Origin of the sequence: Agrobacterium sp. FDAARGOS_525 (genome assembly GCF_003938925.1) — a bacterium.
Lineage (GTDB): Bacteria > Pseudomonadota > Alphaproteobacteria > Rhizobiales > Rhizobiaceae > Agrobacterium > Agrobacterium pusense.
Genome location: NZ_RKIU01000007.1, coordinates 32409 through 54236, shown reverse-complemented (window position 1 = coordinate 54236; position 21828 = coordinate 32409). Strand labels below are relative to the sequence as shown.

Here is a 21828-nt window from a genome sequence, read left to right as displayed (position 1 = left end):
GTGCTCGCAAGATGGCCGAGGAGAAGGGCTACGAAAGCATGAATATCGGGCTTGAGCTTTCACTCAAGCGCCGCAGCGACATACTCGACGGTTTTGGAAGAGAATTTTTTGGAACGGGAATGGATGGACTGGAGCCGAAGACAGCTCTTCCGGCTTTCTTGATCCGTTATACCCCGAGGGATTAGCCGATGACGACGATGCTGAACCGACACGCAGATCAGTTCTGCGACCTGAGTGGATTCGATCCGAACAGCACACGCCCTGTCTTATTCGCGCATGACGGCTCGGATATCACACTTATCGAGATCAAGGGTGCTCGCTCGATCATCTCGGAGCGTGATTACGCCGATAGGATGATCGATATTTTTGCGGCCGAAATGGCGCAGGTGATGAAGGCGCCCGGCCATAACATCGTCGTCTCATTCGAATCGTCCTTCAATGCTGAGACCGAGGTTGACGAGCACCTTGAGCGCCAGCGCCACAACGCTGAACTCAAGCAATTGCGCGTCGCCGGCATTCTCGAAGAATCGCGCAATGTGATTTTGCGCAGGGCCGTTTCGGAACGGCTCGTGGTGGCGTTGATCACGCGCCCGCAGGCCGGGCAACAGCGTGAGATCGTCGCGCAGAAGAAGGCCAACGACAAAGCCCGCAGCGAGCTACCTGCCATGAGGGCGGCCATGGACCCGTATGCTGAGCTTCCAGCTTTGGAAGGGCCGCATATGGCATTCGTGCAGTCGTTCATGACCGCTCTGGACCGGATAGGCGTGATAGCCAGCATAGTCATGCCGGGCGAGGATGGCTCAAGACCGGATATCGCCAAAATCCGTCAGGGTATTTTCTTCCATGAGACACCCAATGACTGGAAGCCGCATGAACCGGGTGCTGTGAAATATCCGCCGCTGAAAAACACGTTCGACAGTGACGTGTCCGATTTTTTCGCTCCACCACTGGCGATGCAGATCCTTTCGTCGGCTCCTGTGGTTTCGCAGGATATGCGCCGGATTTCATGGGGACCACGCAGTTTCGCCGTTTGTCAGGTGCTGCGCTATCCTAAGAACCTGCGACCGTTTAATCATCTCGTGGAGCGCCTGCGGCGCTCGCAGATGCCCTACCGCGTAGCGATCTCGCTGGAATCCTTGAACAGCGCAGACAAGTCCTCAATCCGCATCAGGCAGGTCGCTGCGCAATTGCTCGGCATATTCGATGGTACGACCAAGCTGCTCGGCAAGAACCTCCAACTGGTGACGGATGCGCTTGGCTCCGATACTGAGGCAGTGGTCAAGACCAACCTGTCGGCCGCGACTTGGATCGAGCCGGGAGAGCCGGAGGAGAGGCTACGCAGCCGCGCATCAGCTCTACTGGTCGGCTTGCAGTCGTGGGGGGACTGCACGGTCACTGACAGCCCGGCAAGCCCGGTCCGCACACTGGCGGAGACAGTGGCGGGCATGAACGCCACCACACAGAGCTGGCGCGGCACGCTCGCCCCGATCTCGGACCTTTCCGTTGTCCTGCCGTTCCACCGCACCGCTCCCGTGTTCGAGACCGGCGACAGTCTTTTCACGTCGATAGAAGGAAAACTTACTCCGCATCGCGCTTTTGCGCCTGAGCAACCGGCATGGCTCACACTCATTGCAGCCGGTACAGGTTCGGGTAAGTCGGTGTTGATGAACCGGATGAATTTCGATCTTGCGGCGTACCGACCGGGCAGCGAGTTACCTTTCATGATGGTTGCAGACGTGGGGGTATCCTCGTCGGGCTGTATGAACCTTCTAAGTGCCTTACTGCCGGAAGAGCGGCGGCGCGAGGTCATTTATATGCGGCCGAAGAACACCGCCGAATATGCGGTCAATCTCTTCGATATCTCGCTAGGCTCGCGCTATCCGTTGGATCGGGAGCGGGTGTTCATGAAGAACTTCCTGCTGACGGCGATCCCGATGGACCACGAGCTGCTGCCGCAGCTTATCACTCGCGTCATTGACCGTGTTTTCGAGATCAAAAGTGATCTCAGCGTCGATTCAAATGCCAACCGCTGGCAGGCAAATATCGACCCGCAGCTCAATGAGGCGGCTCATGCGGCCGGTATCAAGGTCACGGATCGCACGCGATATTGGACACTCGTGGATGAGTTTATGTTGCGTGGGAATCATGAGATGGCCGTTCGGGCGCAACGCTATGCCGCTCCGCGCATCAAAGATATCGCGACGGTTATCGCCGAGCCGCAGATCAAAGACGATTTCGGCGAAGAGATGATCAGGAATGTCCAGCGCCATCTTGAATCGCTGGAAAGTGCCTATCCGATGTTCACCAACTACACGTCGATTGAGACCGGTTCTGCCCGGATCATGGCAATCGACCTGCAAGATGTTCTGACGGTTTCGTCCATGACGGACGAATCTGCGAGGAAGAACACCCTCATGTTCCTGATGACTCGTCAGGTGTTCATGAGCAAGATCGCGGGCGATAAAGACGATATCCGTGCGATGACGTTCCCTGACGATCCTGAAATACGGCAGGCATATGAACGCTATTGGCAGCGGACCTTCCAAATCATCGCCGAGACTCCAAAGCGTATGGTGATGGACGAATACCATCTGACCGGCACCAGTATTGACACCATCAATGACGTGGTTTGGCATGACTGCCGAACCGGCCGTAAGTGGAACCTTGAGGTCGCACTTGTGTCGCAAGAGCTGGCCGACTTCAAAGGCCTGACATCGCAGGCCACCACGATCATGATCCTCAATTCCGACTCTCAGGCCGCTCGCAGAGCTATCCTCGATGAGCTGGGGGGCAGCGAAGCGGTCGATGAGGCTTTGCAGCGCTACGTGAACGGCCCTGACAAATCAGACCCTTCGAAGGGCGCGAACGTGCTGGCGATGTACAAGCTGCGAAATGACGAGAAGCGGTGGGTGATTTTCAACAATGCGTTGGGGATCAGGCTGCTGTGGGCGCTTTCAACGAAGTCAGAAGATCGCGCTGTACGTGACGAGCTTTACAGTCGCGTTCCACTGGATCGTGCGCTCGATCTTCTGGCGAAACGCTTCCCCGAAGGAACTGCCATTGGTCGATGGGAAGAAATGGCCAGAACGCAAAGGCGTTCTACCGGCACTTCCATTGCTAAGCTGGTAGCAGATGAAATTATGCAATACGAGATGGCGAACACGATGAAAGTGGCGGCGGAATAGGGCTGAAACCTCTTGTGTAGTGTCACAATTGCACATTAAAAAGGTGCAACACTTCATTGTGAAACGTGTGAGCTTGGTGTAAGCATATTGAGCAACGGGCCGTTGGCGGCAAGGAGAGAAGGAAATGAAGGCAACCGCATTAGCTGTCGCCGGTAAGGCGCGAGACAAGTACCTGGCTGCAATCGCTCTGGCGAGCGTGACCTATTTTTCAGCACTGGAAACCGTACTCGGCCAGACGGCCGACCCGAAAGCCCCGCTTGAGTTTCAGAAGCAGGCGCAGGACGCGGCGCGTAATTCTCGAATGAACCCCGACGATGCAAAGTCAGGGCTTGAGAACCTTGCGAGCACCGGCCTCTACCTCTTCGGCGCGCTGAGCCTGATCTTCGCAGGCTACTCGGTCTACAAGTGGTGGGATGCCGTCAACAACGAGCAGAGCCGCAACAATGCTGGCCGTTCGGCCATGGCTGCGGTCATCGCTGGTATCCTCGGGATTGTGGGTATCTTCATCGGTTGGGTCCAGTCCGTTGCTCTCGGCGGGAGCAACTGAGCAGCGATCTTCCGAAAGGGGGATAGGCAAGTGGAGCGGTCCCGAAAGGGGCCGCTTCTTTTTTGGCTGTCACGCTTGCAACACTGAACTGCATTCAGCTCGTCCGGTGCCTATATGTCCAAATTGGATCGAAGAACGAGCTAATCCGCATGCCGCTTCTGGTCGATCTAAAAAGCAGGCAAAAAAAATCCCCGGCTGAGGGAAGCCGGGGAAGGTGGTCCGCCGCATCAATGAAGCAGACTACTGGGAGGAGTCCTGATGAATGGAGGTTTCAAAACAGGCTCTGACCTGATCGGGCGTCCAGCGATTCAGGACCGCGTGATGTACGTCGATTTCGGTCTTGGTAATGCGGCGCGTAAGCTCGCCTCTTTCCCGGTAGAGGCTTTCCAACGGTTCGATGTGCTCTTCCACGAACTTGGAGTCCATGTCGGGCAGATTGCGGAGCCAATGGCGCATTTCAGATGCCTTTCAAAACCGATCAATATGCGTTAGTTATATCTATGTTCCTAACCGGCCCTCTTTGTCAATATGCGTGAGTGATATTAATGTCAGAAAAAGAACGTCGGGCGCGCTCCGGGCGCGAGCCGCGCAAGTACAGTACCGAAGTTTCCCCATGGCAGGAGCGTGCCCGAGCGGCCGGTTTGAGCCAGAAAACGCTCGCCGCCATGACGGGAAAAACAGAGATCAGCGTCAGCAGGCAATTGAGGGGGCAGTTTGGAACGAATGGAGAGCCGCCGCGCTATGTTGCGGCAACGATCATTGCATGGGAACTGATGAGCCTTGAGCAAAGGCAGGAGTGGCTTGCCCGGCTCGGCAGCAAAGACACAATCCCACCTGACGATGTTATACGCCCGCATGGCCACGAGCGGCTTTGCGATGCAGTAAAGCAGCGGCGGGAAGAACTGTCACTATCGCGAGAGCAAGTGGGCAATGCCACAGGCTTTAGTCGATTCATTGTGAAGGATTTCGAGGACGGTAAGGACGTTTCGCTGTCAGTCGCTATCAGGATCGCAGAGGCCGTAGGCCTTACATTCGATGTTGTCGATACGGCCAAAATCAGCGGTGTCATCGTGGCAGACAAACCGACCGAGGAAGAAACCGAGATCGATATCGGGGACAGTCTGCCAGACGATTTGGAGCAGGGTAGGTGAGCAACGGAAATAGCCTGAATGTGGTTCTTTACGACAGGAAGGTTGGCGATCTCGAACGAAGCAAGGACGGCCTGCACTTCGTCTACGACCGTCAGTGGCTTTCAGATGCCAGAGAGGGCCGAGGGCACGCACTGTCGCTCTCGATGCCTCTCACAAAGGTGGAACACGGGCCGGAAGTCGTGGAGCCGTTCATTGCTGGACTGCTGCCTGAAAGCCATCATCATCGGCACAGGATCGCTCAGGCTTTCGGAATGCAATCGGCCCATGAAAGCGATTTTGAATTTCTCCGGCTGATCGGCCGCGATTGCGCTGGCGCTGTTATCTTCGCCGATCCTGCCGAACGAAATATTGCACTGCGCGAGCCGCCCGGCTTCAAGGTTTTGAGTGAGGAGGAGTTGGCACAGCTCCTCCGTGAACTGCCAGCGCGTCCGCTAGTTGACGATCCAGTGCTAGGAACGCGAATTTCGCTCGCTGGCGTTCACGACAAAATGGCCGTGTTGGTGATGGGGGGCAAGGTCGCATTGCCGGTCAATGGCTTCCCATCCTCTCATATCATCAAGGTCGATATCGCTGGATTGAACGATTCCATTAAGACGGAGCACTTTTGTCTCCGGCTGGCGCATGCTTGCGGACTTCGAGTTCCCACATCGCAGATCCAGCAGGCTGAGGATAAGGTCTATATGCGGATCGCACGTTACGACCGAACCCTACAGACCCGGCAGGACGGCCCTGCTCTCCTGAATCGCACCCATCAGGAGGATTTCTGTCAGGCTCTTGGTATCCATCCCTTGAACAAATACGAAGAAAAGGGCGGCCCCTCTTGGAAAAGGATGGCCGAACTTATGAAACTGATGGAGCGCCCCGCAGTTGATCAGGCTGGTATGCTGGATCGGGCGCTGTTCCAGTATCTTTCAGGGAATCCCGATGCTCACGGAAAAAACTACTCGATACGGTATTCACCGAGCGGGCGGCTTTCTCTTTCCCCTGTTTATGATCTGAATAATCAGGCGGCATTTGCGGCAAACTACACGTCCATGAAACCGCTGCTTGCCATGTCAGTCGGTCGTGACAAGGATAATCCGAAACAAGGGGAGTTCTGGCGTACAAGGATCAGCCGTGATCATTGGGCTGAGTTCGCGCAGGATGTCGGTATGCCTGCTACCCATGTGCTGAAACGCCTTGACGAAATGGCGCTCAAGATTAGCTCTGCTGTCGTTTCGGTAAGGGAGGAGATGCGTCACACACTTGCGGACACTCCGCTACTGGACGTGATCGTTGATGATGTTGTTGCTCGCGCGACTGCTATTCGTGAAAATCGGCCGGAGCCGACGCGGGAAATCCATGCTGATCACGGGCGAGGTCGAGGACCGATCATCTCACCTTCATTATAAAATTCATTAGCCTATTTATATGTAGCTTTATGCGTCAATAAAGGTGTATATATGCACCATTATGAAAGAGAAGCCCGTACCGTCCCTTCGTGCGCAAGCCGAGCTTAAAAAGCTCGGTGACGACATCGCGATAGCTCGCAAAAAGCGCCGCTTTACTCAGCAGCGCATGGCTGATGGCGCTGGCGTGAATGTTGCCACCATCAGGCGTCTGGAAAAAGGCGACGGCGGGGTTTCGCTTGGGGTTTTGGCGATGGTTCTAGTTACTCTCGGCGAGCATGGCAGGCTAGCGGGACTGTTGGACATTTCAAAGGATGACATTGGTCTGGCGCTGGGCGTCAACGCGCTCCCCCAGCGTGTGCGGCCGAAACGTGATGGCAAGAAAAAGAAGAGTGACGCCGACACGCAAGAATCGGCTAACGGCAAAGATAAGGTGGCATTCTGATGGTGCAGAGCGCGTATAAAATCTGCATTGGCGATTCCGGGCTAGAGGTCGGAACCCTATGGTTCGAGGCGGCCGGTGGTCGCGAGCATTCCAGCTTCCAATATGATTCAGGATGGTTGGAGCACCCACGAGGTTTTGCCATAGCGCCAGCGCTGACGCTTGATGCGGATAGGAAGTTCTTCCGCGCAGCCAACGAACACGGGACGCCACTGCCTCCTCCTGTTGCGGACACGACGCCGGATTCATGGGGAAGGAATATCATTCGCAAAGATGTCCGGCTCGGGGCAATAATAGCAATCCACTGACGGAGATAGACTTCCTAACTGCGGTCGATGATTTCAGCCGAGTGGGCGCTCTGCGTGTACGTAGCCTTGAGGAAGGCTCCCCGTTCCTTTCGGCTGCTCCCAACGGCCGACATCCTATTCCCCCCCTCCTGCATCTTGATCAGCTCAGCCATGCTATTGCCAGCGCCGAAAGCAATGATCCTGATGCTGCCGCGCTTCGACGGCTCCGGCAGGTGGGTAGTACGCTGGGGGGCGCTCGTCCAAAGTGTTCTGTGATTGACAGCGACGGAACCCTTTCCATCGCGAAGTTTACCTCGATTCATGACACATATCCCGTGGAAAGAGCAGAGGTTCTTACTCTGAGGCTGGCGAAGCTTTGTGGGATTGAGGCGCCGAAAGCTCGGATCGAAATGAGCGCAGGTTTGCCGGTGGCGATCATCGAGCGGTTTGACCGGACAAGCAATGGCCGAGTGCCCTACATTTCGGCGCAGACCATGCTCGATCTGCCGACCGCCACTGGTGGCACATATCTAAATCTCGCAGATACGATACGGGAGCAAGCTGCCGCTCCCTACGAGGAGCTGCGCGAGCTATTTCGGCGAGTGAGCTTCAATATCCTCGTTTCTAACGTTGATGATCATCTGAAAAACCATGGCTTTCTTTACGCGGGCGATGGGAGGTGGCGTTTGTCTCCCGTTTTTGATGTCAATCCAGCTCCAGAGCGCTTCAAGGAACTGAAAACAGCGATTGCCGATCCGGCCGCGCCGGACGCCTCGATCTCGATGCTTATGGAGTATGCCTTCTATTTCGAGATCGATCCCGACGATGCGGCAAAGACCATCGGAGAAATGGCCCACACAATTTCACAGAGCTGGGAGAGCCTTGCGCGTGAGGCGGGCATGAATGGTGCAGAGATTGGCATATATCGACCTGCCTTTGAGCATAAGGAGGCCGAATATGCCCGCTCGTTGGTCGAAGTCTCGATGTTGAATGGCAATCGATCACCAGCACCGCCACGGGGACCGTCGCTTGGGTGACAATCACCGCTACGAATAAAGGCCGGGGCTTACCCGTCAGAACGACGAGGCAACAAAGGAGGCCCCTGCCATGTTCAAATTCTCTCTGTTCCTGTCCAGCATTGCACTTGCCTGCTCGACAGCTTTCATTTTCCCTGCAAATGCCAAAGATCGCTCCGGCGGATCGGCCGGTATTGAGCGAGGTTGTAAGGTTCAGAATGATGGTCTGGATGAGCCTTGTGGCGAGGCTCCCCCGAAGCGTCTCCCTCCACCACCAGCACCGAATGCTCCGAGACCAAAATGAGGAGCGCTGCTAGCTTATGCTAGCATGTGCAGGCTAGCGCTATCTTATAAAACACATATGGAACTTTATGCAAAATAATGTGTTTCTTTGACGTACTCACGTCGAGGGGACGCCATATGGACAGGAAAGCAATGGCAGTGCTCGTTGTGGAAGACGAGCCGCTCGTGCGGATTGATATCGCCGACTATCTAAGGGACTGCGGATATGTGGTTACAGAGGTTGGCAGTGCCAAGGAAGCGATAAAGGTGCTTCAATCAACCCACGTCGATCTCGTGTTTTCGGATATCCAAATGCCGGGCGAGATGGATGGGGATGGGTTGGCAAGGTGGGTAATGGGCAACCGGCCGGACGTGAAAGTTATCCTGACATCCGGCCGGGTAAGAGATTGCGGTGTTACAATAGAGTTGATCCCGAAGCCTTACGCACAAGGGGCGGTAGCATCGGCCATCAGATACGCCTTGATGTCATCTGGCGATCTGGCTTGATCGACACCATCGAAATCGATCAGGTTTGCCAAACGGGACAGCCAGCCCGGCGTTGATCATTTCTCTTGAAATGTCATGCCCATCGGTAAATGCCCTGACCAGTACACGGCCGTAGCGGTCTGTACCAACGGACTCCAGATTTAAACCGCCTCTGTCGAGCAGTTCTTTAAGTTTGTGAGTTGCTGCATCAGCAAGCTGACGCTCGATCTGGCAATGTGCTCGATCTCCGCTTTCAGGCGCGTCGATATCCACGATCCGATATTTTATGCGGTGATGCCAGAAGGTGTCGCCATCGACCACGCATTGAACACGCCGCGATGAGCCACAGATCGGCCACTCAGAGGCATCCGCCATGGCAGGTAAGGGAATAGCCATCAAAGCAGCGAAAACAGCAGCGGCGCTGAAATTTGGACGAAAAGCTCTCAGAACGGACGTCAATGGACAGCCTGCCTCTTCACATATAATTGTTTGTGTGGATTGCATGTCAAAATCAGATTTCAAGAGGGATGGAGAACATATGAATCCGAAACTGTGGCTTGCTGCATTACCTTTACTACTTGCTGGCTGCGGTGCCAGTGCTCCAACAGATGCGGATGTCAGTGAGGCTTTCAAAGACGCCTTTACGCAGGCATCCCAGCAGATATCAGGCAATCCATTCGCGCAGTCGCTTATCGGTGCCGCCACGGGTGGAGGGGATGTGCACTATGGCGTTACAAACACGACCTGCAATCAGAACGGTGAGGCTTACGATTGCACGTTTAAGCTGACAATGCGCCAAGGCGAGAATGGACCGGCTCTCCAGCCTGAGAGAGCTATGCATGCAGTTCTTGTGAAAATGGACGGCAAGTGGACCTTGCGGCAAAACTGATCAGGCATCGCTTGGCAACTCAAAGCGCGCAGGAACCAGATCGGCATTCTGTAAGGCGGCGAATGTTCGCCGCCGCCTCTGCCTCAATGATGAGTTGTTGCGCCGCATCTGGCGAGGCGACTGGTTGTCCGTAAGCAGCTCGTGTGGAAATGTGAACAACCTGCCATCTGCCGTCACGAGTCTGTTCAGCGGTGTAGTTCATTGATATCAACCCGCAAAGTTATGGCATTAAGCGCCTCAGCAGGCGCTCTCGATAGTATCAGAAAATACGACGGTGTTTCCGTCGATGGTATAGTTTGTCTCACCACTCAATAGGCGGTGAGCAACCTCGTCGGGGACGCCCCATGTCTCGGAGACAATCTTACGAAGCTGGTTTCGGTCCTTTTCGAAGGCATATGCGTTCTTCGCCCAAGCTATGACGCCGGGGGTATGCACCATTTCACTTGAACCGAGGCGGTAGGTTCTGGCCTGCATTTCCAACTCCATTGCAATGTGCGTGTCATTAGTTTAGTGTTTGACACTACAAAGCAGTTTTGACGCGCTGTCAATCCCAAAAGTAATGGCAGCGTAGTAAGGGCATTATCGTATGAAGATTGGCTACATCCGGTTGGCAAAAGCTGCCCCCACGAAGGAGGAGCAGGAAGAGGCTTTACGCGCCTCTGGCCTGCCCGAGGAGTGCAGGATTTTCGTGGAGCAGATCGCCACTCGCAGGAGGACCGAGTATGTGGACCCGACGCCGCAGCGAACGGAAATGATCAGCGGCCTGAAGGAAGGCGATATGGTCTATGTTGCCAGTGCCTCTCGTTTGGGTACGGGCGTCACAGACATCGAAGAGACCTTGCGGGCGATCAACGAAAAGGGCGCAGCGGTGTTTGATGCTGCGACCAACGAGGTCGTTCGGTGGCATCCAGATGCCGGAGCCGCAATTTCTTTTGTTTTCAGAGGCTATAACGGCCTTCGAAACGAGCTGGCATCGCACATGCGTGCCAAGCGGCCGGAGGATAAGAAAGGTGGAGCGCCATCACTACCGCAAGAGCGGCTGGATGAAGCACGCAAGCTTTTCTTCAACCTAGATCTTCACATCAAAGAGGTCGTCAAGCGTACCGGTATAGGTCAGAGGACGCTTTACCGGCATTTTGGGAAGCGGACGGGCAAGAACCCCGCGAAGTAGCTGATTGATACGAGTATTTTGAACGCAACGATTTGGACCCGTAGTTTCAAACGGCCTAGCCGCAGAAAAGGAAAAGTCGATGACGATCAATATCAACAAGGTCATTCTACAAGGCCGATTGGGCTTGGACCCTGAAATTCGGCGTACCAACAATGGAAAGCCGGTGGCCAAGTTGCGAGTGGCTACATCCGAGTTCTGGCGTGACAAGCAGACAGGTGAGCGGAGGGAATCCACTCAATGGCATGATGTCGTTATCTTCAACGAGCATCTGTGCTCGTATGTTGAGAAGTACGGCAAGAAGGGCCGGGAAGTTTACGTCGAAGGCCAGTTGCAGACACGCAAATGGCAAGATCAGAGTGGCAGCGACCGCTATACGACCGAAGTTGTTTTGCAGCTCTATCGCGGCACCGTCCAGTTTGGCCCGCTGCCCGGCGGCGACAAGTCTGAGGATCAGGAGCCTGACGACAGCTACGGCTCCGAAGGTCGCGATTTTGGAGACGAGATTCCATTCTGACGAGGCAAGGAAGGGAAACACAATGGACGATGATAAGGCCGAGCTGATCGGAGCGACATTTGCTGGTGTCGTCATGGTTCTCTATGCACTTCTTTGGCACGGATATGGCCCTATGGGGGCGTCCGTCATCGGCATTCTAACATTCACGGCTGGCTTAGTTCTTTTTAACAATGTGGCGCGTCTCGGCAGGTGGATCGGCCGCCAGTTTGATTGAAGGAAGATACGATGAGTGATGATCGATGGAGAGAAGAGCAACGCCGGGTAGAAGACCAGCGGCGCGAGGAGCAGCGTCGAGCTGACGAACAGCGCCGCGAAGAAATGCGGCGTGAGGAACAAAGGCGACAGGAAGAGCAGCGTCGAGCTGATGAACAGCGGCGTCTTGAAGAGCGAAATCGATTTAAGTGATAATTTTAAAGGGGCCTGTCGCAAACATTTTCGGAGCGCGCGATTATCCCCTGAGCGTCCTCATTTTCATGCTTTGTTAATCTTTTGCAGTCCGAAGAGGCGCGCAAGAAAATCGTTCTGATCGTTGACAGTCCAACCGCCGGAAAAGCTGAAGCCTTTCCTCAACCACAGCATTGCCTCGAAACCCGCGATGGTTCGCCGCGCCGTGTTGAAGGATTGGAAGCCACCGATCTTTGGCATGTTCTTCTTTACCCGGAAATGGTCACTTTCGATGCCTTGCTGGAGGTGCTTGGTGACATAGTGGACGGGATCGGGATGGAGGAGCCCATCATCAACCGACATTTTGATCGTTGACGGGAAGGTGTTGGCCCCGTCGGTCCCGATCCTGGTCGGCGACAACAAGGGTTCGTCTTTGAGCATCTTGCGGAAAAACCGCTTGGCGGCGGCGAGATCGCGCTTAGCGGTCAACAGGAAATCTACCGGATTGCCATGCTTGTCGATGGCTCGGTACAGATAGCGCCATTTGCCGCGGATCTTGACGTACGTCTCATCGATTCTGACCGAGCCGCAATGGGGGCGCCTAAACTGCCGAAGCCGTTTTTCGATCATCGGCGCATAGGCCAATACCCAGCGGTTGATCGTGCTATGATCGACCTCAAAGCCCCGCTCGCGAAACATCTCTTCCAAGTCACGATAGCTGAGCGGGTAGCGCAAGTACCAGGCAACCGCCTGTACAATCAACCAGGCCTCGAAATGCCTGCCTTTGAAGTCATCCTTTGATTGGCGCTTCAGCTTCTCGGCAATAGCATTCAGAATCATGGGCTCGCTCCGCAACTTTCGGAGCGGCAAATTCCATGCCTATGGTCAACATACGGTTAAGCCCGAAAGTTTGCGACAAGCCCCCGATCTCTCCGGTCTCCAGCTGCAGCGTGCAGCGCGTCACTGTGACATCGCCGAGATTGAACTGGGCGCCTGTTCCGCTCGCACGCCCCCGGATCATGGCCGAACCGTATTCGGGGCGGCGGACCCAATCGAATTTCGGATGCGGTATGGAGCGCCAATGGGCCTCGAGTTCCACGACCGGCGCCTCCGCGAGCAGCGTCATCCACTCTGCCCGCGAATAGCTCGACTTTGCCGCCTTTGGCTGCGGTGTCATCTGTGTCTGTCGATCGGTCACAGGATCTGAACTCCCTCGACCCAGACGTTGCGAACGATCGGTGCTGCATCGATCTCGGTGACGCGCAGGAAGTCGGCGCGGCGCCCGACGGCCAGCTCTCCGCGATCGTCGAGGCCGAAGAGTTCTGCAGGCCGCTTGCTGCCCATAGCCACTGCCGCAGGCAGGTCCGGGCCGTTGGTTTCGCCGGCAAGGGTCCAGATGGCGTAGAGAATGCTCGAGGGAATGTAATCCGAGCAGATGACGTCGATCAGGCCCTCTTGCGAAAGCAGTCTTCCTGAGACATTGCCGATATGCGAACGTCCAGCAACGATGTTGGGGCCGCCGATAATCGTCGTCATGTCGGCGGCGCGTGCCGCCCGTGCCGATTCCAGCGTAATCGGGAATTCCGAGATGGTCATGCCGAAAGCCTGGCCTTCAGCGATATGAGCGGCTGTCGTATCATCGTGGCTTGAGAATTCGATGCCGTGCTGCTTGCACAATGCGACGACTGCTGCCCGGTTGATTGCCGCATGGTCATTCGTATGCGGCGCCGCGGCGATCTGTTCTTCGATGACCTCGTCGGCAATACCCTTGCGTCTTTGCAGTTTCCTGAAACGATCGGGATCGCGATGCGGGCCATCGTCCATCACCGTGACGTAGCGCAAGCTCGCTTCGCCGAGATAGGGCTTCAGAAGCTCGACGAGATCGGCCTCGCGCGTATCGCAACGAAGGTGGAGAAAATGATCGATTTTCAGCAGGCCTGCCTGACGCGCATCGTGAAGCCCTTCGACCATCAGTGGCAGAAGTTTGCGACGATCGGGATTGCCGACGGCGCCGACGATCAGCGAATCGAAAACGGTGGTGATGCCACCTGCCGCAAGCACGGCATCCTGGGTGCGAACGGCATTGACCTTGTTCCAGAACACGCCAGCCCGCGGCATGATCTGCTTTTCCAGATGATCCGTATGGACATCGACAAGGCCGGGGAGGAGATAGTCGCCTTCGAAATCGAGGGCACCGACGTCGGCCGTGCCTTTTCGGGCGATGTCGGAGATCTTGCCGTCCTTGACCTGCATCGAGCCAAGGATGACTTCGGTGCCGGTGACGATCCGGGCATTGGTAATGATTGCTTCCACGTTTCCACACTGCGCGAGCGCCTGTCGGCACGCGCTCCCTGAATTCGAATTTGTCCTAAGATGATCTTGCTTCAGTGACTTCAGGGCTATGGCCACCAGATGATGGTTGGGCGACAGTTGGATGACAAGGGAGTGACGAAAACGGTATGTCTTCTGGAAACATTCCTTCCGACAGAGTGGCCGACACATCTTCGATCTTGACAGCAAGCCGGTTTGGCCGCCTGAAATGTCGTGACTTTTGCCGACCGGGATGCTGTTGAGACGCGCGTTGATGACCACTCTGCCAGATAACAAGGCGACACTTCATGATCGGCGCGGCGCCTCGACCTTGTGGCGCGTCGTCGCCGACACGATCGAGCAGGACATCAAATCGTCACGCTATCGACCCGGCGAAAAATTGCCGACCGAGTTCGAGCTTGCCGAGCGGTTCAGCGTCCATCGAAACACGATCAGGCGTGCCATGGTCGTGCTGCGCGAGCGCGATCTGCTACGTATCGAGCAGGGGCGAGGAACTTTCGTGAAGGAGCGGATGGTCCGCCACCAGCTCGGACCCAAGACCCGCCTAACGACTGCGCTGAAGGATATCGAACGTGTCAGTGAACGCCGCTATCTCGGAACAGAACGGGTAAGAGTTACCAATGAGCTAGCGCGCGATCTGCGTATGCCGCGCAACCGTTTCGTCCGGCGCGTGGATACGATGACTGTGGTCGACACGATCGTCGTCTCATTGACCGCAAGCTATTTTCCGTTACCGCGTTTTGAAAAGATCGAAACCATTATCGAGGAAACGGGCAGCTTCAGCGAGGCATGGAAGCGCCTTGGCGTGCAGGAATATCGTCGCCACGAATCCCGGATTTCGGCGGTTGCGCTCTCGAAGTTGGATGCCGAGTTGCTGTCGATGTCACGTGGCCAGCCGGCAATCTTCGTAACGAATATCAATATCGACGAAGAAGGGCTGCCGATCGTCGTTTCATTTACGCGCATTGCTCCCCAACACATGGAACTCGTCGTCCGCTTCGACTGACGACGCGACAAACCGCACGCATTCCAGGATTCCATGAGACTCTCGAGAGCCTTGCGCGCGAATCCGAAGGGTATGAATCCGAAATTCATACCGTAGGTGTCTCCGATCTGTCATCAAACTGACGTCGATCTGTTGCCGTGAGGCGATTGAGCTAGCCTCGAAAACGCAGAGTGAAAAGGGCAGGGCTGACGCCGCCTACTCGGCACGATATCTAATCAGAGTATTGAATATGGCTGCAATAACGATCGACCATGTGCAAAAGTCGTTTGGGTCGACCTCGGTTCTCAGGGACGTTTCGCTCTCGATTTCAGACGGGGAGTTTCTGACGTTGCTGGGTCCGTCGGGATGCGGGAAGTCGACGCTTCTGCGGATCCTGGCCGGTCTCGACGTTCAGACGGGCGGCTCGCTGTCGATCGGGGATCGCGTGGTGGACGGGGTGCGACCGAAGGCGCGCGACGTGGCGATGGTGTTTCAGTCCTACGCCCTCTACCCGCACATGACGGTTACGGCTAATATGGCGCTGCCTTTGCGCATGCGGCGCTTGTCGGCGTGGCAGCGTCTGCCGCTGGTCGGCCGGTTCCTGCCCGGCACGAGGGCGACCGTTGCTGCGATCGAGGATGATGTTGCGCAGACCGCCGAGGCCCTGGGTATCGGCCATCTCCTCGATCGCAAACCCGGACAACTGTCGGGCGGTCAGCGCCAGCGCGTCGCCGTCGGTCGTGCGATGGTGCGCCAGCCGGCCGTGTTCCTGATGGACGAACCGCTGTCGAACCTCGACGCCAAGCTGCGCGTTCAGATGCGCGCCGAGATCAAGGAACTGCACAAGCGACTGGGCGTCACCTTCGTCTACGTCACCCACGACCAGTCGGAAGCGATGACCATGTCGGATCGTGTCGCGGTGATGCTCGACGGCGAACTGCTGCAGGTCGCGCCACCGCAGGAGATCTATGCCGACCCTGAGGATCGTCGTGTGGCCGAGTTCATCGGCTCGCCGAAGATCGGCATTCTCGAAGCGACCGTCGAGGAGCCGGGCGTGGCGATGACCGCGGGCACGGTGTTCTTCATCCCCGGTGAGATCGCGTCGGGCAGCAAGATCGCGCTCGGCATTCGCCCGGAAGCCTTCTACCTGACCGACAATCACGGCCCGAACGTCCTGACCGGCGCGGTCAAGCTGGTCGAGCATATGGGTTCCGACCTGTTCGTCCATCTCGACGTGCCCGGCCAGTCCACTCCGGTCATTGCCCGGCTTCTGGCCGAGCGTGCTCCGCATATCAACGAAGGCCAGACGCTGCATCTCGGCGTCAAGCCGGAGCGGCTTCTCCTGTTTGCAGCCGACGGCCGGCGCATCCGCTCGGCATCCGGCGTTTCGGCTTCGGCGGCTGACGCGAAGATCCTGCCGCTCAAGGAGCGGATGTGATGAGCCTTGCTGCTTCCGCCCCGGCCGATCAGGCCGCCTTGTCCGCACAGGCACAGAAGCGGCTGCGGCGTCATCGTCTGGCCGAGATCCTGTCGGCCTGGTCGCTGGCCGGCCCGGCGCTTTTCTTCCTCGTTTGCCTGTTCTTCCTGCCCGTATTTGCGGTCTTCGCCATTGCGCTCACCGACTGGCAGTTCGGTGCAAGCTCGATGTCCTTCGTCGGGTTTGCGAATTTCAGGGAAGTGTTCTCGGATGAAGGCTTTCGTGCCTCCTTCGTCAACACGCTCGTCTATGTGGCGATCGTCGTGCCCGGCACGATCCTGCTCGGGCTGGTGATTGCGCTCTTGATCGAGAGCGGCAAGTCGGCCCGCGCCTTATACCGCGCCATCCACTTCCTGCCCTTCATGGCGACCCTGACAGCGATGGCGATCGCCTGGGAGGCGCTGCTGCATCCGACCATCGGCCTCGTCAACCAGACGCTGGCCGGCCTCGGCATTCCGACCGCCAACTGGCTGCGCGACGAGGGCACCGTGCTGCCGGTGCTCGCCATGATCGGCATCTGGCAGAACCTCGGCTACGCCATGGTTCTGTTCCTTGCCGGCTTGAAGTCGATCCCGCAGGACCTCTACGATGCCGCCGATATCGACGGCGCCGACCTTTGGCTCGACCGGCTTCGCACCGTCACCCTGCCGATGCTCGGGCCAGTTACCATGTTCGTCTTCATCGTCGTGGCGCTCAAAGCCTTCGAGACCTTCGACACCGTGCAGATCCTCACCCAGGGCGGGCCGGGCCATGCCTCCGAGATGCTGCTCTTCACCCTCTATCGCGAGAGCTTCCAGTATCTGCGCACCGGCTATGGCGCATCCGTCGCCGTCGTCTTCCTTATCATCGTCGTCCTCCTGACGCTGATCCAGGCGCGGGTGATGGACAAGAAGGTTCACTACCAATGAGCATGTCCCGTTCCGCCCGCGACCTCGCCGCATCGGCCGCGATCTCCCGACATGCCGTGCTGCTGATCACCAGCGCGCTGATCCTTATCCCCTTCGTGTGGATGGTGTCGCTGTCGATCAAGCCGCCGGGCGAGATCTTTCGCGCGTCCTTTTCCTTCTGGCCCAATCAGTTCTACGGGATCGAGAACTATACCAAGGCGCTGACCGATGCGCCGCTGCCGCAATACATGCTGAACGGCATCATCGTCTGCGGCTCGATCGTCATCCTGCAGGTGCTCGTCTGCGCGCCGGCGGCCTATGCACTGGCCAAGCTTGACTTCCCCGGAAAGAACCTGTTGTTCGCCATGGTGCTGATCGCGCTGATCCTGCCGCATGAGGTTCTCTCCCTGCCGCTGTTCATCCTCGGCTACCAGATCGGCATTCTCAACACCTACGGTGCGTTGATCTTCCCCTATGTCGTCTCGCCCTTTGGCATCTTCCTGTTCCGGCAGTTCTTCAAGACCATTCCCGACGACGTGGTGCATGCCGCACGCCTGGATGGCCTCTCGGAGCTTGCCATCGTCTGGAAGATCATGGTGCCGATGGCCCTGCCGGCCATCATCGCCTTCGGCATCTTCTCGGTCGTCGGGCACTGGAACAGCCTGTTCTGGCCGCTGATCGCCGTGCGTGACCAGAACCTCATGCCGCCGCCGCTCGGCATCATGGCTTTCAAGAACGAGGAGGCCGGCAACGATTACGGCCCACTGATGGCCGCATCCACCATCGTCGTCGCTCCCCTGATCGTCGCTTTCCTTTCCGCTCAGCGCTGGTTCGTCGAAGGCCTCACAGGCGGAGCGGTCAAGTGACATCGCACCTCGCAACAGGAACGGCGGCGGCTAAGAATTTCGCACCAGCCACGGCCGGAGAACCGCGCTTTGCGATCTATTACACCACGCCTGCCAGTCATCCCCTGACCAGGGCAGCGGAGACGTGGCTCGGCCGCAGTGCGTTCCATCGGCTGCCGGACGTCAGGATCAAGAACGACGGTGATGATCAGGATGCGTTGATCGGTGAGCCGAGGCGCTACGGCTTCCATGCGACGCTGAAAGCGCCGTTCCGGCTGGCCGACGGCATCGGCACCGAGGAGCTTGAGGCAGCGCTGTCGCGCTTTGCCGGCTGCACCCGGCCATGCCCGATCGGACCGCTGCGTGTCGGCCTTCTGGCGGGCTTCTTCGCGCTCATCCCGATCCAGCCGATCATCCGGGTGCGCACCTTCTCGGCAAGTGTGGTCGAGGCCTTTGACCGGTTTCGGGCACCGTTCGACACTGCGGAACTGAAACGCCGCAAGCTCGACCGCCTCGACGACGACGAGGCCGAGCATCTGGTGCGCTGGGGCTATCCCTACGTGTTCGACCGGTTCCGGTTCCACATGACATTGACGAACCCCGTCGGTTCGAACGACCGCGCCGCGCTGCAGGCGGACCTGGCAGGCCGTTTCGACGGCCTGCTCGACGAGGATTTCGCGATCGACGCCCTGACCCTATTCGAGCAGCCGCATCCGCAGGCCGACTTCGTAGCGCGCCGCCGTTTCCCGCTCAATCCGGGAGCGCCGCTATGAATTATGGACCTGACAATGGTGGCCGTCTCGTCCTGATCGTCGGCCCGAGCGGCGCCGGCAAGGACACCTTGCTCGATATCGCCAAGCGAGAGCTGGCAGAGGACAAGCGGATCCGCTTCGTGCAGCGCACCATCACCCGGCCCGCATCCGTGGGGGAGGATCATCTCCCGATGGACGAGGCCAGCTTCGAGGAGGCCGCAGGGCAGGGGGCGTTTGCCCTGCACTGGGCGGCCCATGATCTGCAATACGGCCTGCCCGTCGTCATCGACCGGTGGATCGCCGACGGCGATGTCGTCGTCGCCAACGCATCGCGCGCCATGCTCGGTCCGGCTCGGCAGCGATATCCTGGCCTGATGATCATTAATATCACCGCCGATCCCGAAATCCTCGCAAAGCGACTTGCACAAAGGGGACGGGAAGACAGCGATGCGCAGAAATCCCGCCTCGGTCGCAGCAAAGCAATCTCCCCCGATCTTGGAGACGTCGTCATTATCGACAACTCCGGAGACTTGGACGTGGCTTCCAGGCAGCTGATGGCGCTCATTCAATCGGTCCGGGCCGAACGCCCCGATCAAGGTCGGAACTAGATATGGCAAACACATTCAACCTCGATATCGATCTCGACGGCGAAGGCCGCCAGGACGGTTACCTGCGGGTGAAGGCTTCCAGCGAACATTCGCCGTTTGGCATGGCGATGGTGCCGATCACCTCGTTCAAAAGTGGCGCCGGGCCTTGCGTTCTCGTGATGGGCGGTTGCCACGGCGACGAATACGAGGGGCAACTCATCGCAAGGGCGCTTCTGGGCAAGCTCGACCTGTCAGACGTGACCGGCCAGCTGATCGTCATGCCGTCAGCCAACCCTCACGCCGTTGCTGCGGGGCGACGTTATTCGCCACTTGATGACGGCAACCTCAATACGGCGTTTCCAGGCAGCACCACTGGTACTTCGACCCAGCGCATTGCGCATTTCATCGAGACGGTCCTGTTGCCACGGGCCGATCTCGTTATCGATATGCATTCCGGTGGCACGCCGGTCGATTACATTCCATCGGTGATGATTTCGAACGCCGTAGAAGGCGCCCGGCGTCAGAGGCTGATCGAGCTGGTCAGAACCTTCGGCCTTCCCGTCGCTTTCTTCGTCGATGACGAGGACCAGACACCGTCCAGCGTCATTGGCGCATGCGACCGTACGGAAACCTTGAACATCACTTTGGAAATTGGCGGCGGCGGTTCGGTCGCCCGCGATCAGCTCGATGTCGGCATGGCAGGCCTTCTACGTACTCTGGAAAAGATCGGTGTACTGAACTCGACCTCGCAAGAGGAGCCCGGAGATGTCGCCTTCATGCGGCGATTGCCCGTCAGTGCAACGATCTGTGCCCCCGAGAGCGGTTTGTTCGAACCGATAGCCAAACTGGGTGAAACTGTTGAGCGAGAGCAACTTGCCGGCCTCCTTTATCATCGGGAGGCGCCGTGGCGCGAGCCGCTCCGCGTGGTTTTTCCTGAAGCGGGACTTGTGCTCTGCCGTCGACTGCCAGTGATGGTCGATATGGGCGCAGGTCGGCGTTGTCACGTAAACCTGTATTGCAGTTGCCTGCGTTTTGGGTTGGGCGTAAATTTCGGCGATGCAGACACCAGATATCAGTTTCAAGCGTCATCGTTTTCCGCCACAGGTCGTTGCTCACGCAGTTTGGCTTTACCTGCGGTTCAATCTGAGCCTGCGTGAAGTTGAGGAAATGCTGCTCGAGCGTGGTATCGACGTTTCCTATGAGACGGTCCGCCGCTGGATCGCCAAGTTCGGACCCCAGATCGCTCGCAACTTGCGGCGACGGCAGGCCCGCCCCGGCGACGTTTGGTTTCTGGACGAAGTCGTCGTGAAATGCGCTGGAGAAAAGTTCTGGCTCTGGCGCGCGGTCGATCAGCACGGCATCGTTCTCGAAGAAATTTTGCAGAAGCGACGCGACAAAAGGGCAGCCAAGCGCCTGCTGGTGGCGTTGATGAAACGCTATGGCTTTGTTCCCAAGCGGATCATCACCGATAAGCTGCGCTCCTACGGCGCAGCAAAGGCGGACGTGGCACCTGGCCTCGACCATTGGTCGCACAAGGGCCTCAACAATCGGGCTGAGAATAGCCATCTGCCGTTTCGAAAACGGGAACGAGCCATGCAGGGCCACCGATCACCAGGAGCATTGCAACGGTTTGTTTCCATGCACTCCGCTACCCGCAATTGCTTTTCAGTTCCATCCCGCCGCCGTGCCGCACAAACAATTCGCTACCATCGCTTCGAAGCGCTCGACGCATGGAAAATCGCGGCCTGCATCGTCTGAAAATTCTGGAACGCCCCGCCCGTCTTAGCCTGCCGTACTTACCGTGACAACGCCCTTCGCCGAACGGCCCTTCGGCCAGCTTTCCGGCGGCGAGCGGCAGGTCGTGCTGCTTGCCCGGGCGCTGGCGACGGAAGCGAAAGTGCTGGTGCTCGACGAGCCGGCCGCCTCGCTCGACCTTGCCAATCAGGACCTTCTGCTCGGCGTCCTCATGCGCCTGCGGCAGGCGCGCGGCCATACGATCGTCTTTACGACCCACCATCCGCAGCACGGCCTGTTCCTCGCGGACCGGGCGCTGATGATGCATGCCGGAGACGAGGTCCGTTATGGCCAAGCCTCCGCGATGATGACGGACGGGGAACTCGCCCGTCTCTATGGCGTGCCGTTTGCCCGCCATACCCCCGGCCCCGGCCGGCCCGATGTCGTTTCCCCGATCTTCGGGGCGGCGGCCCTTCCATGATAACCGC

General features: G+C 57.7%; 29 protein-coding genes. 24 read left to right on the top strand and 5 right to left on the bottom strand.

All coding sequences use genetic code 11. The annotated features are described in order from the left end of the window. Positions 1-11: 11 nt before the first annotated feature. The 10 genes from EGT36_RS30770 (at position 12) to EGT36_RS29305 (ending at position 8805) form a co-directional block, all read left to right on the top strand. Positions 12-185: a hypothetical protein gene (locus tag EGT36_RS30770; RefSeq protein WP_172965754.1), complete on the top strand. Its 174-nt coding sequence runs from the start codon at positions 12-14 to the stop codon at positions 183-185. 3 nt (positions 186-188) lie between these two features. After that, complete coding sequence (locus EGT36_RS29345; RefSeq protein WP_125271629.1) at positions 189-3185, top strand: putative type IV secretion/conjugal transfer ATPase; 2997 nt, start codon at positions 189-191, stop codon at positions 3183-3185. A 124-nt stretch (positions 3186-3309) separates the two neighbouring features. Then, a complete protein-coding gene (locus EGT36_RS29340) occupies positions 3310-3732 on the top strand; it encodes a hypothetical protein (protein WP_125271630.1) in 423 nt (140 codons plus the stop codon). Between the two features lie 258 nt (positions 3733-3990). Continuing rightward, on the top strand, positions 3991-4224 hold the full coding sequence (locus tag EGT36_RS29335; protein WP_125271631.1) for a hypothetical protein: 234 nt from the start codon (positions 3991-3993) through the stop codon (positions 4222-4224). A gap of 53 nt (positions 4225-4277) precedes the next feature. After that, the gene (locus EGT36_RS29330) at positions 4278-4883 is read left to right on the top strand and encodes a helix-turn-helix domain-containing protein (protein ID WP_125271632.1); all 606 of its coding nucleotides are present in this window, start codon (positions 4278-4280) and stop codon (positions 4881-4883) included. Next, entirely contained in the window at positions 4880-6274 is a 1395-nt protein-coding gene (locus tag EGT36_RS29325) for a type II toxin-antitoxin system HipA family toxin (RefSeq protein WP_125271633.1), read from the top strand. Before EGT36_RS29330 ends, EGT36_RS29325 begins: the two co-directional genes overlap by 4 nt. Before the next feature lie 61 nt (positions 6275-6335). Next, the gene (locus tag EGT36_RS29320; RefSeq protein WP_125271634.1) at positions 6336-6716 is read left to right on the top strand and encodes a helix-turn-helix domain-containing protein; all 381 of its coding nucleotides are present in this window, start codon (positions 6336-6338) and stop codon (positions 6714-6716) included. Continuing rightward, positions 6716-7021 (top strand): HipA N-terminal domain-containing protein, encoded by a 306-nt coding sequence (locus EGT36_RS29315; RefSeq protein ID WP_125271707.1) that lies wholly within the window; start codon positions 6716-6718, stop codon positions 7019-7021. Before EGT36_RS29320 ends, EGT36_RS29315 begins: the two co-directional genes overlap by 1 nt. Continuing rightward, on the top strand, positions 6961-8037 hold the full coding sequence (locus EGT36_RS29310; protein ID WP_125271706.1) for a type II toxin-antitoxin system HipA family toxin: 1077 nt from the start codon (positions 6961-6963) through the stop codon (positions 8035-8037). Before EGT36_RS29315 ends, EGT36_RS29310 begins: the two co-directional genes overlap by 61 nt. A gap of 399 nt (positions 8038-8436) precedes the next feature. After that, positions 8437-8805 (top strand): response regulator, encoded by a 369-nt coding sequence (locus EGT36_RS29305; protein ID WP_125271705.1) that lies wholly within the window; start codon positions 8437-8439, stop codon positions 8803-8805. Here the strand turns inward: EGT36_RS29305 and EGT36_RS30765 are convergent. Continuing rightward, the gene (locus EGT36_RS30765; RefSeq protein WP_172965745.1) at positions 8785-9105 is read right to left on the bottom strand and encodes a thermonuclease family protein; all 321 of its coding nucleotides are present in this window, start codon (positions 9103-9105) and stop codon (positions 8785-8787) included. The two genes, EGT36_RS29305 and EGT36_RS30765, sit on opposite strands and share 21 nt — an antisense overlap. 52 nt (positions 9106-9157) lie before the next feature. Between EGT36_RS30765 and EGT36_RS29295 the strand changes: the two genes are divergently transcribed. Then, positions 9158-9673, top strand: a complete 516-nt coding sequence (locus tag EGT36_RS29295) for a hypothetical protein (protein ID WP_172965753.1) — start codon at positions 9158-9160, stop codon at positions 9671-9673. A gap of 237 nt (positions 9674-9910) precedes the next feature. Here EGT36_RS29295 and EGT36_RS29290 read toward each other — a convergent pair whose 3' ends face one another. Next, positions 9911-10147 (bottom strand): hypothetical protein, encoded by a 237-nt coding sequence (locus EGT36_RS29290; protein ID WP_125271702.1) that lies wholly within the window; start codon positions 10145-10147, stop codon positions 9911-9913. A gap of 112 nt (positions 10148-10259) precedes the next feature. On the opposite strand from EGT36_RS29290, the gene EGT36_RS29285 reads away from it, so the two are divergent. The 4 genes from EGT36_RS29285 to EGT36_RS29270 all read left to right on the top strand — a co-directional run bounded on the left by EGT36_RS29285 (position 10260) and on the right by EGT36_RS29270 (position 11763). After that, on the top strand, positions 10260-10844 hold the full coding sequence (locus EGT36_RS29285; RefSeq protein ID WP_125271701.1) for a recombinase family protein: 585 nt from the start codon (positions 10260-10262) through the stop codon (positions 10842-10844). A 79-nt stretch (positions 10845-10923) separates the two neighbouring features. Beyond that, complete coding sequence (ssb, locus tag EGT36_RS29280; protein WP_125271641.1) at positions 10924-11358, top strand: single-stranded DNA-binding protein; 435 nt, start codon at positions 10924-10926, stop codon at positions 11356-11358. A 22-nt stretch (positions 11359-11380) separates the two neighbouring features. Continuing rightward, positions 11381-11572, top strand: a complete 192-nt coding sequence (locus EGT36_RS29275) for a hypothetical protein (protein ID WP_125271642.1) — start codon at positions 11381-11383, stop codon at positions 11570-11572. Positions 11573-11583: 11 nt separating this feature from the next. Next, entirely contained in the window at positions 11584-11763 is a 180-nt protein-coding gene (locus tag EGT36_RS29270; RefSeq protein ID WP_125271643.1) for a hypothetical protein, read from the top strand. 66 nt (positions 11764-11829) lie between these two features. Here the strand turns inward: EGT36_RS29270 and EGT36_RS29265 are convergent, their stop codons facing one another. The 3 genes from EGT36_RS29265 to EGT36_RS29255 are packed head-to-tail and all read right to left on the bottom strand — an operon-like array spanning position 11830 to position 14055. Then, positions 11830-12582 carry an IS6 family transposase gene (locus EGT36_RS29265; RefSeq protein ID WP_024899183.1) on the bottom strand — a complete coding sequence of 251 codons (753 nt, stop codon included), beginning with the start codon at positions 12580-12582 and terminating at the stop codon, positions 11830-11832. Beyond that, positions 12533-12919, bottom strand: coding sequence for a phosphonate C-P lyase system protein PhnG (locus EGT36_RS29260; protein ID WP_286084380.1), 387 nt, complete (start codon positions 12917-12919; stop codon positions 12533-12535). The genes EGT36_RS29265 and EGT36_RS29260 overlap by 50 nt, the downstream gene beginning before the upstream one ends. Before the next feature lie 17 nt (positions 12920-12936). Beyond that, entirely contained in the window at positions 12937-14055 is a 1119-nt protein-coding gene (locus tag EGT36_RS29255) for an alpha-D-ribose 1-methylphosphonate 5-triphosphate diphosphatase (protein ID WP_024899171.1), read from the bottom strand. Positions 14056-14326: 271 nt separating this feature from the next. Between EGT36_RS29255 and phnF the strand changes: the two genes are divergently transcribed. The 9 genes from phnF (at position 14327) to EGT36_RS29210 (ending at position 21821) form a co-directional block, all read left to right on the top strand. Further along, entirely contained in the window at positions 14327-15079 is a 753-nt protein-coding gene (gene phnF, locus EGT36_RS29250) for a phosphonate metabolism transcriptional regulator PhnF (RefSeq protein WP_024899172.1), read from the top strand. A 229-nt stretch (positions 15080-15308) separates the two neighbouring features. After that, positions 15309-16496, top strand: coding sequence for an ABC transporter ATP-binding protein (locus EGT36_RS29245; RefSeq protein WP_024899173.1), 1188 nt, complete (start codon positions 15309-15311; stop codon positions 16494-16496). Further along, positions 16496-17443 carry a carbohydrate ABC transporter permease gene (locus EGT36_RS29240; protein WP_024899174.1) on the top strand — a complete coding sequence of 316 codons (948 nt, stop codon included), beginning with the start codon at positions 16496-16498 and terminating at the stop codon, positions 17441-17443. Before EGT36_RS29245 ends, EGT36_RS29240 begins: the two co-directional genes overlap by 1 nt. A gap of 2 nt (positions 17444-17445) precedes the next feature. Further along, positions 17446-18288 (top strand): carbohydrate ABC transporter permease, encoded by an 843-nt coding sequence (locus EGT36_RS29235; protein ID WP_024899175.1) that lies wholly within the window; start codon positions 17446-17448, stop codon positions 18286-18288. After that, positions 18285-19040 carry a DUF1045 domain-containing protein gene (locus EGT36_RS29230; protein ID WP_024899176.1) on the top strand — a complete coding sequence of 252 codons (756 nt, stop codon included), beginning with the start codon at positions 18285-18287 and terminating at the stop codon, positions 19038-19040. Before EGT36_RS29235 ends, EGT36_RS29230 begins: the two co-directional genes overlap by 4 nt. Then, positions 19037-19627 carry a phosphonate metabolism protein/1,5-bisphosphokinase (PRPP-forming) PhnN gene (phnN, locus tag EGT36_RS29225; protein WP_024899177.1) on the top strand — a complete coding sequence of 197 codons (591 nt, stop codon included), beginning with the start codon at positions 19037-19039 and terminating at the stop codon, positions 19625-19627. The genes EGT36_RS29230 and phnN overlap by 4 nt, the downstream gene beginning before the upstream one ends. Before the next feature lie 2 nt (positions 19628-19629). Beyond that, complete coding sequence (locus EGT36_RS29220; RefSeq protein WP_107328032.1) at positions 19630-20763, top strand: succinylglutamate desuccinylase/aspartoacylase family protein; 1134 nt, start codon at positions 19630-19632, stop codon at positions 20761-20763. Beyond that, positions 20663-21364, top strand: coding sequence for an IS6 family transposase (locus EGT36_RS29215; protein WP_024899768.1), 702 nt, complete (start codon positions 20663-20665; stop codon positions 21362-21364). Before EGT36_RS29220 ends, EGT36_RS29215 begins: the two co-directional genes overlap by 101 nt. Before the next feature lie 43 nt (positions 21365-21407). Continuing rightward, positions 21408-21821 carry an AAA family ATPase gene (locus tag EGT36_RS29210; RefSeq protein ID WP_125271699.1) on the top strand — a complete coding sequence of 138 codons (414 nt, stop codon included), beginning with the start codon at positions 21408-21410 and terminating at the stop codon, positions 21819-21821. Positions 21822-21828: the final 7 nt, after the last annotated feature.

Coding starts and splice junctions, on each gene's coding strand:
- EGT36_RS30770 (WP_172965754.1), top strand. CDS start 12: ATGGCCGAGGAGAAGGGCTACGAAAGCATGAATATCGGGCTTGAGCTT.
- EGT36_RS29345 (WP_125271629.1), top strand. CDS start 189: ATGACGACGATGCTGAACCGACACGCAGATCAGTTCTGCGACCTGAGT.
- EGT36_RS29340 (WP_125271630.1), top strand. CDS start 3,310: ATGAAGGCAACCGCATTAGCTGTCGCCGGTAAGGCGCGAGACAAGTAC.
- EGT36_RS29335 (WP_125271631.1), top strand. CDS start 3,991: ATGAATGGAGGTTTCAAAACAGGCTCTGACCTGATCGGGCGTCCAGCG.
- EGT36_RS29330 (WP_125271632.1), top strand. CDS start 4,278: ATGTCAGAAAAAGAACGTCGGGCGCGCTCCGGGCGCGAGCCGCGCAAG.
- EGT36_RS29320 (WP_125271634.1), top strand. CDS start 6,336: ATGAAAGAGAAGCCCGTACCGTCCCTTCGTGCGCAAGCCGAGCTTAAA.
- EGT36_RS29315 (WP_125271707.1), top strand. CDS start 6,716: ATGGTGCAGAGCGCGTATAAAATCTGCATTGGCGATTCCGGGCTAGAG.
- EGT36_RS29310 (WP_125271706.1), top strand. CDS start 6,961: ATGGGGAAGGAATATCATTCGCAAAGATGTCCGGCTCGGGGCAATAAT.
- EGT36_RS29305 (WP_125271705.1), top strand. CDS start 8,437: ATGGACAGGAAAGCAATGGCAGTGCTCGTTGTGGAAGACGAGCCGCTC.
- EGT36_RS29295 (WP_172965753.1), top strand. CDS start 9,158: ATGGCAGGTAAGGGAATAGCCATCAAAGCAGCGAAAACAGCAGCGGCG.
- EGT36_RS29290 (WP_125271702.1), bottom strand. CDS start 10,147: ATGCAGGCCAGAACCTACCGCCTCGGTTCAAGTGAAATGGTGCATACC.
- EGT36_RS29285 (WP_125271701.1), top strand. CDS start 10,260: ATGAAGATTGGCTACATCCGGTTGGCAAAAGCTGCCCCCACGAAGGAG.
- ssb (WP_125271641.1), top strand. CDS start 10,924: ATGACGATCAATATCAACAAGGTCATTCTACAAGGCCGATTGGGCTTG.
- EGT36_RS29275 (WP_125271642.1), top strand. CDS start 11,381: ATGGACGATGATAAGGCCGAGCTGATCGGAGCGACATTTGCTGGTGTC.
- EGT36_RS29270 (WP_125271643.1), top strand. CDS start 11,584: ATGAGTGATGATCGATGGAGAGAAGAGCAACGCCGGGTAGAAGACCAG.
- EGT36_RS29265 (WP_024899183.1), bottom strand. CDS start 12,582: ATGATTCTGAATGCTATTGCCGAGAAGCTGAAGCGCCAATCAAAGGAT.
- EGT36_RS29260 (WP_286084380.1), bottom strand. CDS start 12,919: ATGACACCGCAGCCAAAGGCGGCAAAGTCGAGCTATTCGCGGGCAGAG.
- phnF (WP_024899172.1), top strand. CDS start 14,327: ATGACCACTCTGCCAGATAACAAGGCGACACTTCATGATCGGCGCGGC.
- EGT36_RS29245 (WP_024899173.1), top strand. CDS start 15,309: ATGGCTGCAATAACGATCGACCATGTGCAAAAGTCGTTTGGGTCGACC.
- EGT36_RS29240 (WP_024899174.1), top strand. CDS start 16,496: ATGAGCCTTGCTGCTTCCGCCCCGGCCGATCAGGCCGCCTTGTCCGCA.
- EGT36_RS29235 (WP_024899175.1), top strand. CDS start 17,446: ATGTCCCGTTCCGCCCGCGACCTCGCCGCATCGGCCGCGATCTCCCGA.
- phnN (WP_024899177.1), top strand. CDS start 19,037: ATGAATTATGGACCTGACAATGGTGGCCGTCTCGTCCTGATCGTCGGC.
- EGT36_RS29220 (WP_107328032.1), top strand. CDS start 19,630: ATGGCAAACACATTCAACCTCGATATCGATCTCGACGGCGAAGGCCGC.
- EGT36_RS29215 (WP_024899768.1), top strand. CDS start 20,663: ATGCAGACACCAGATATCAGTTTCAAGCGTCATCGTTTTCCGCCACAG.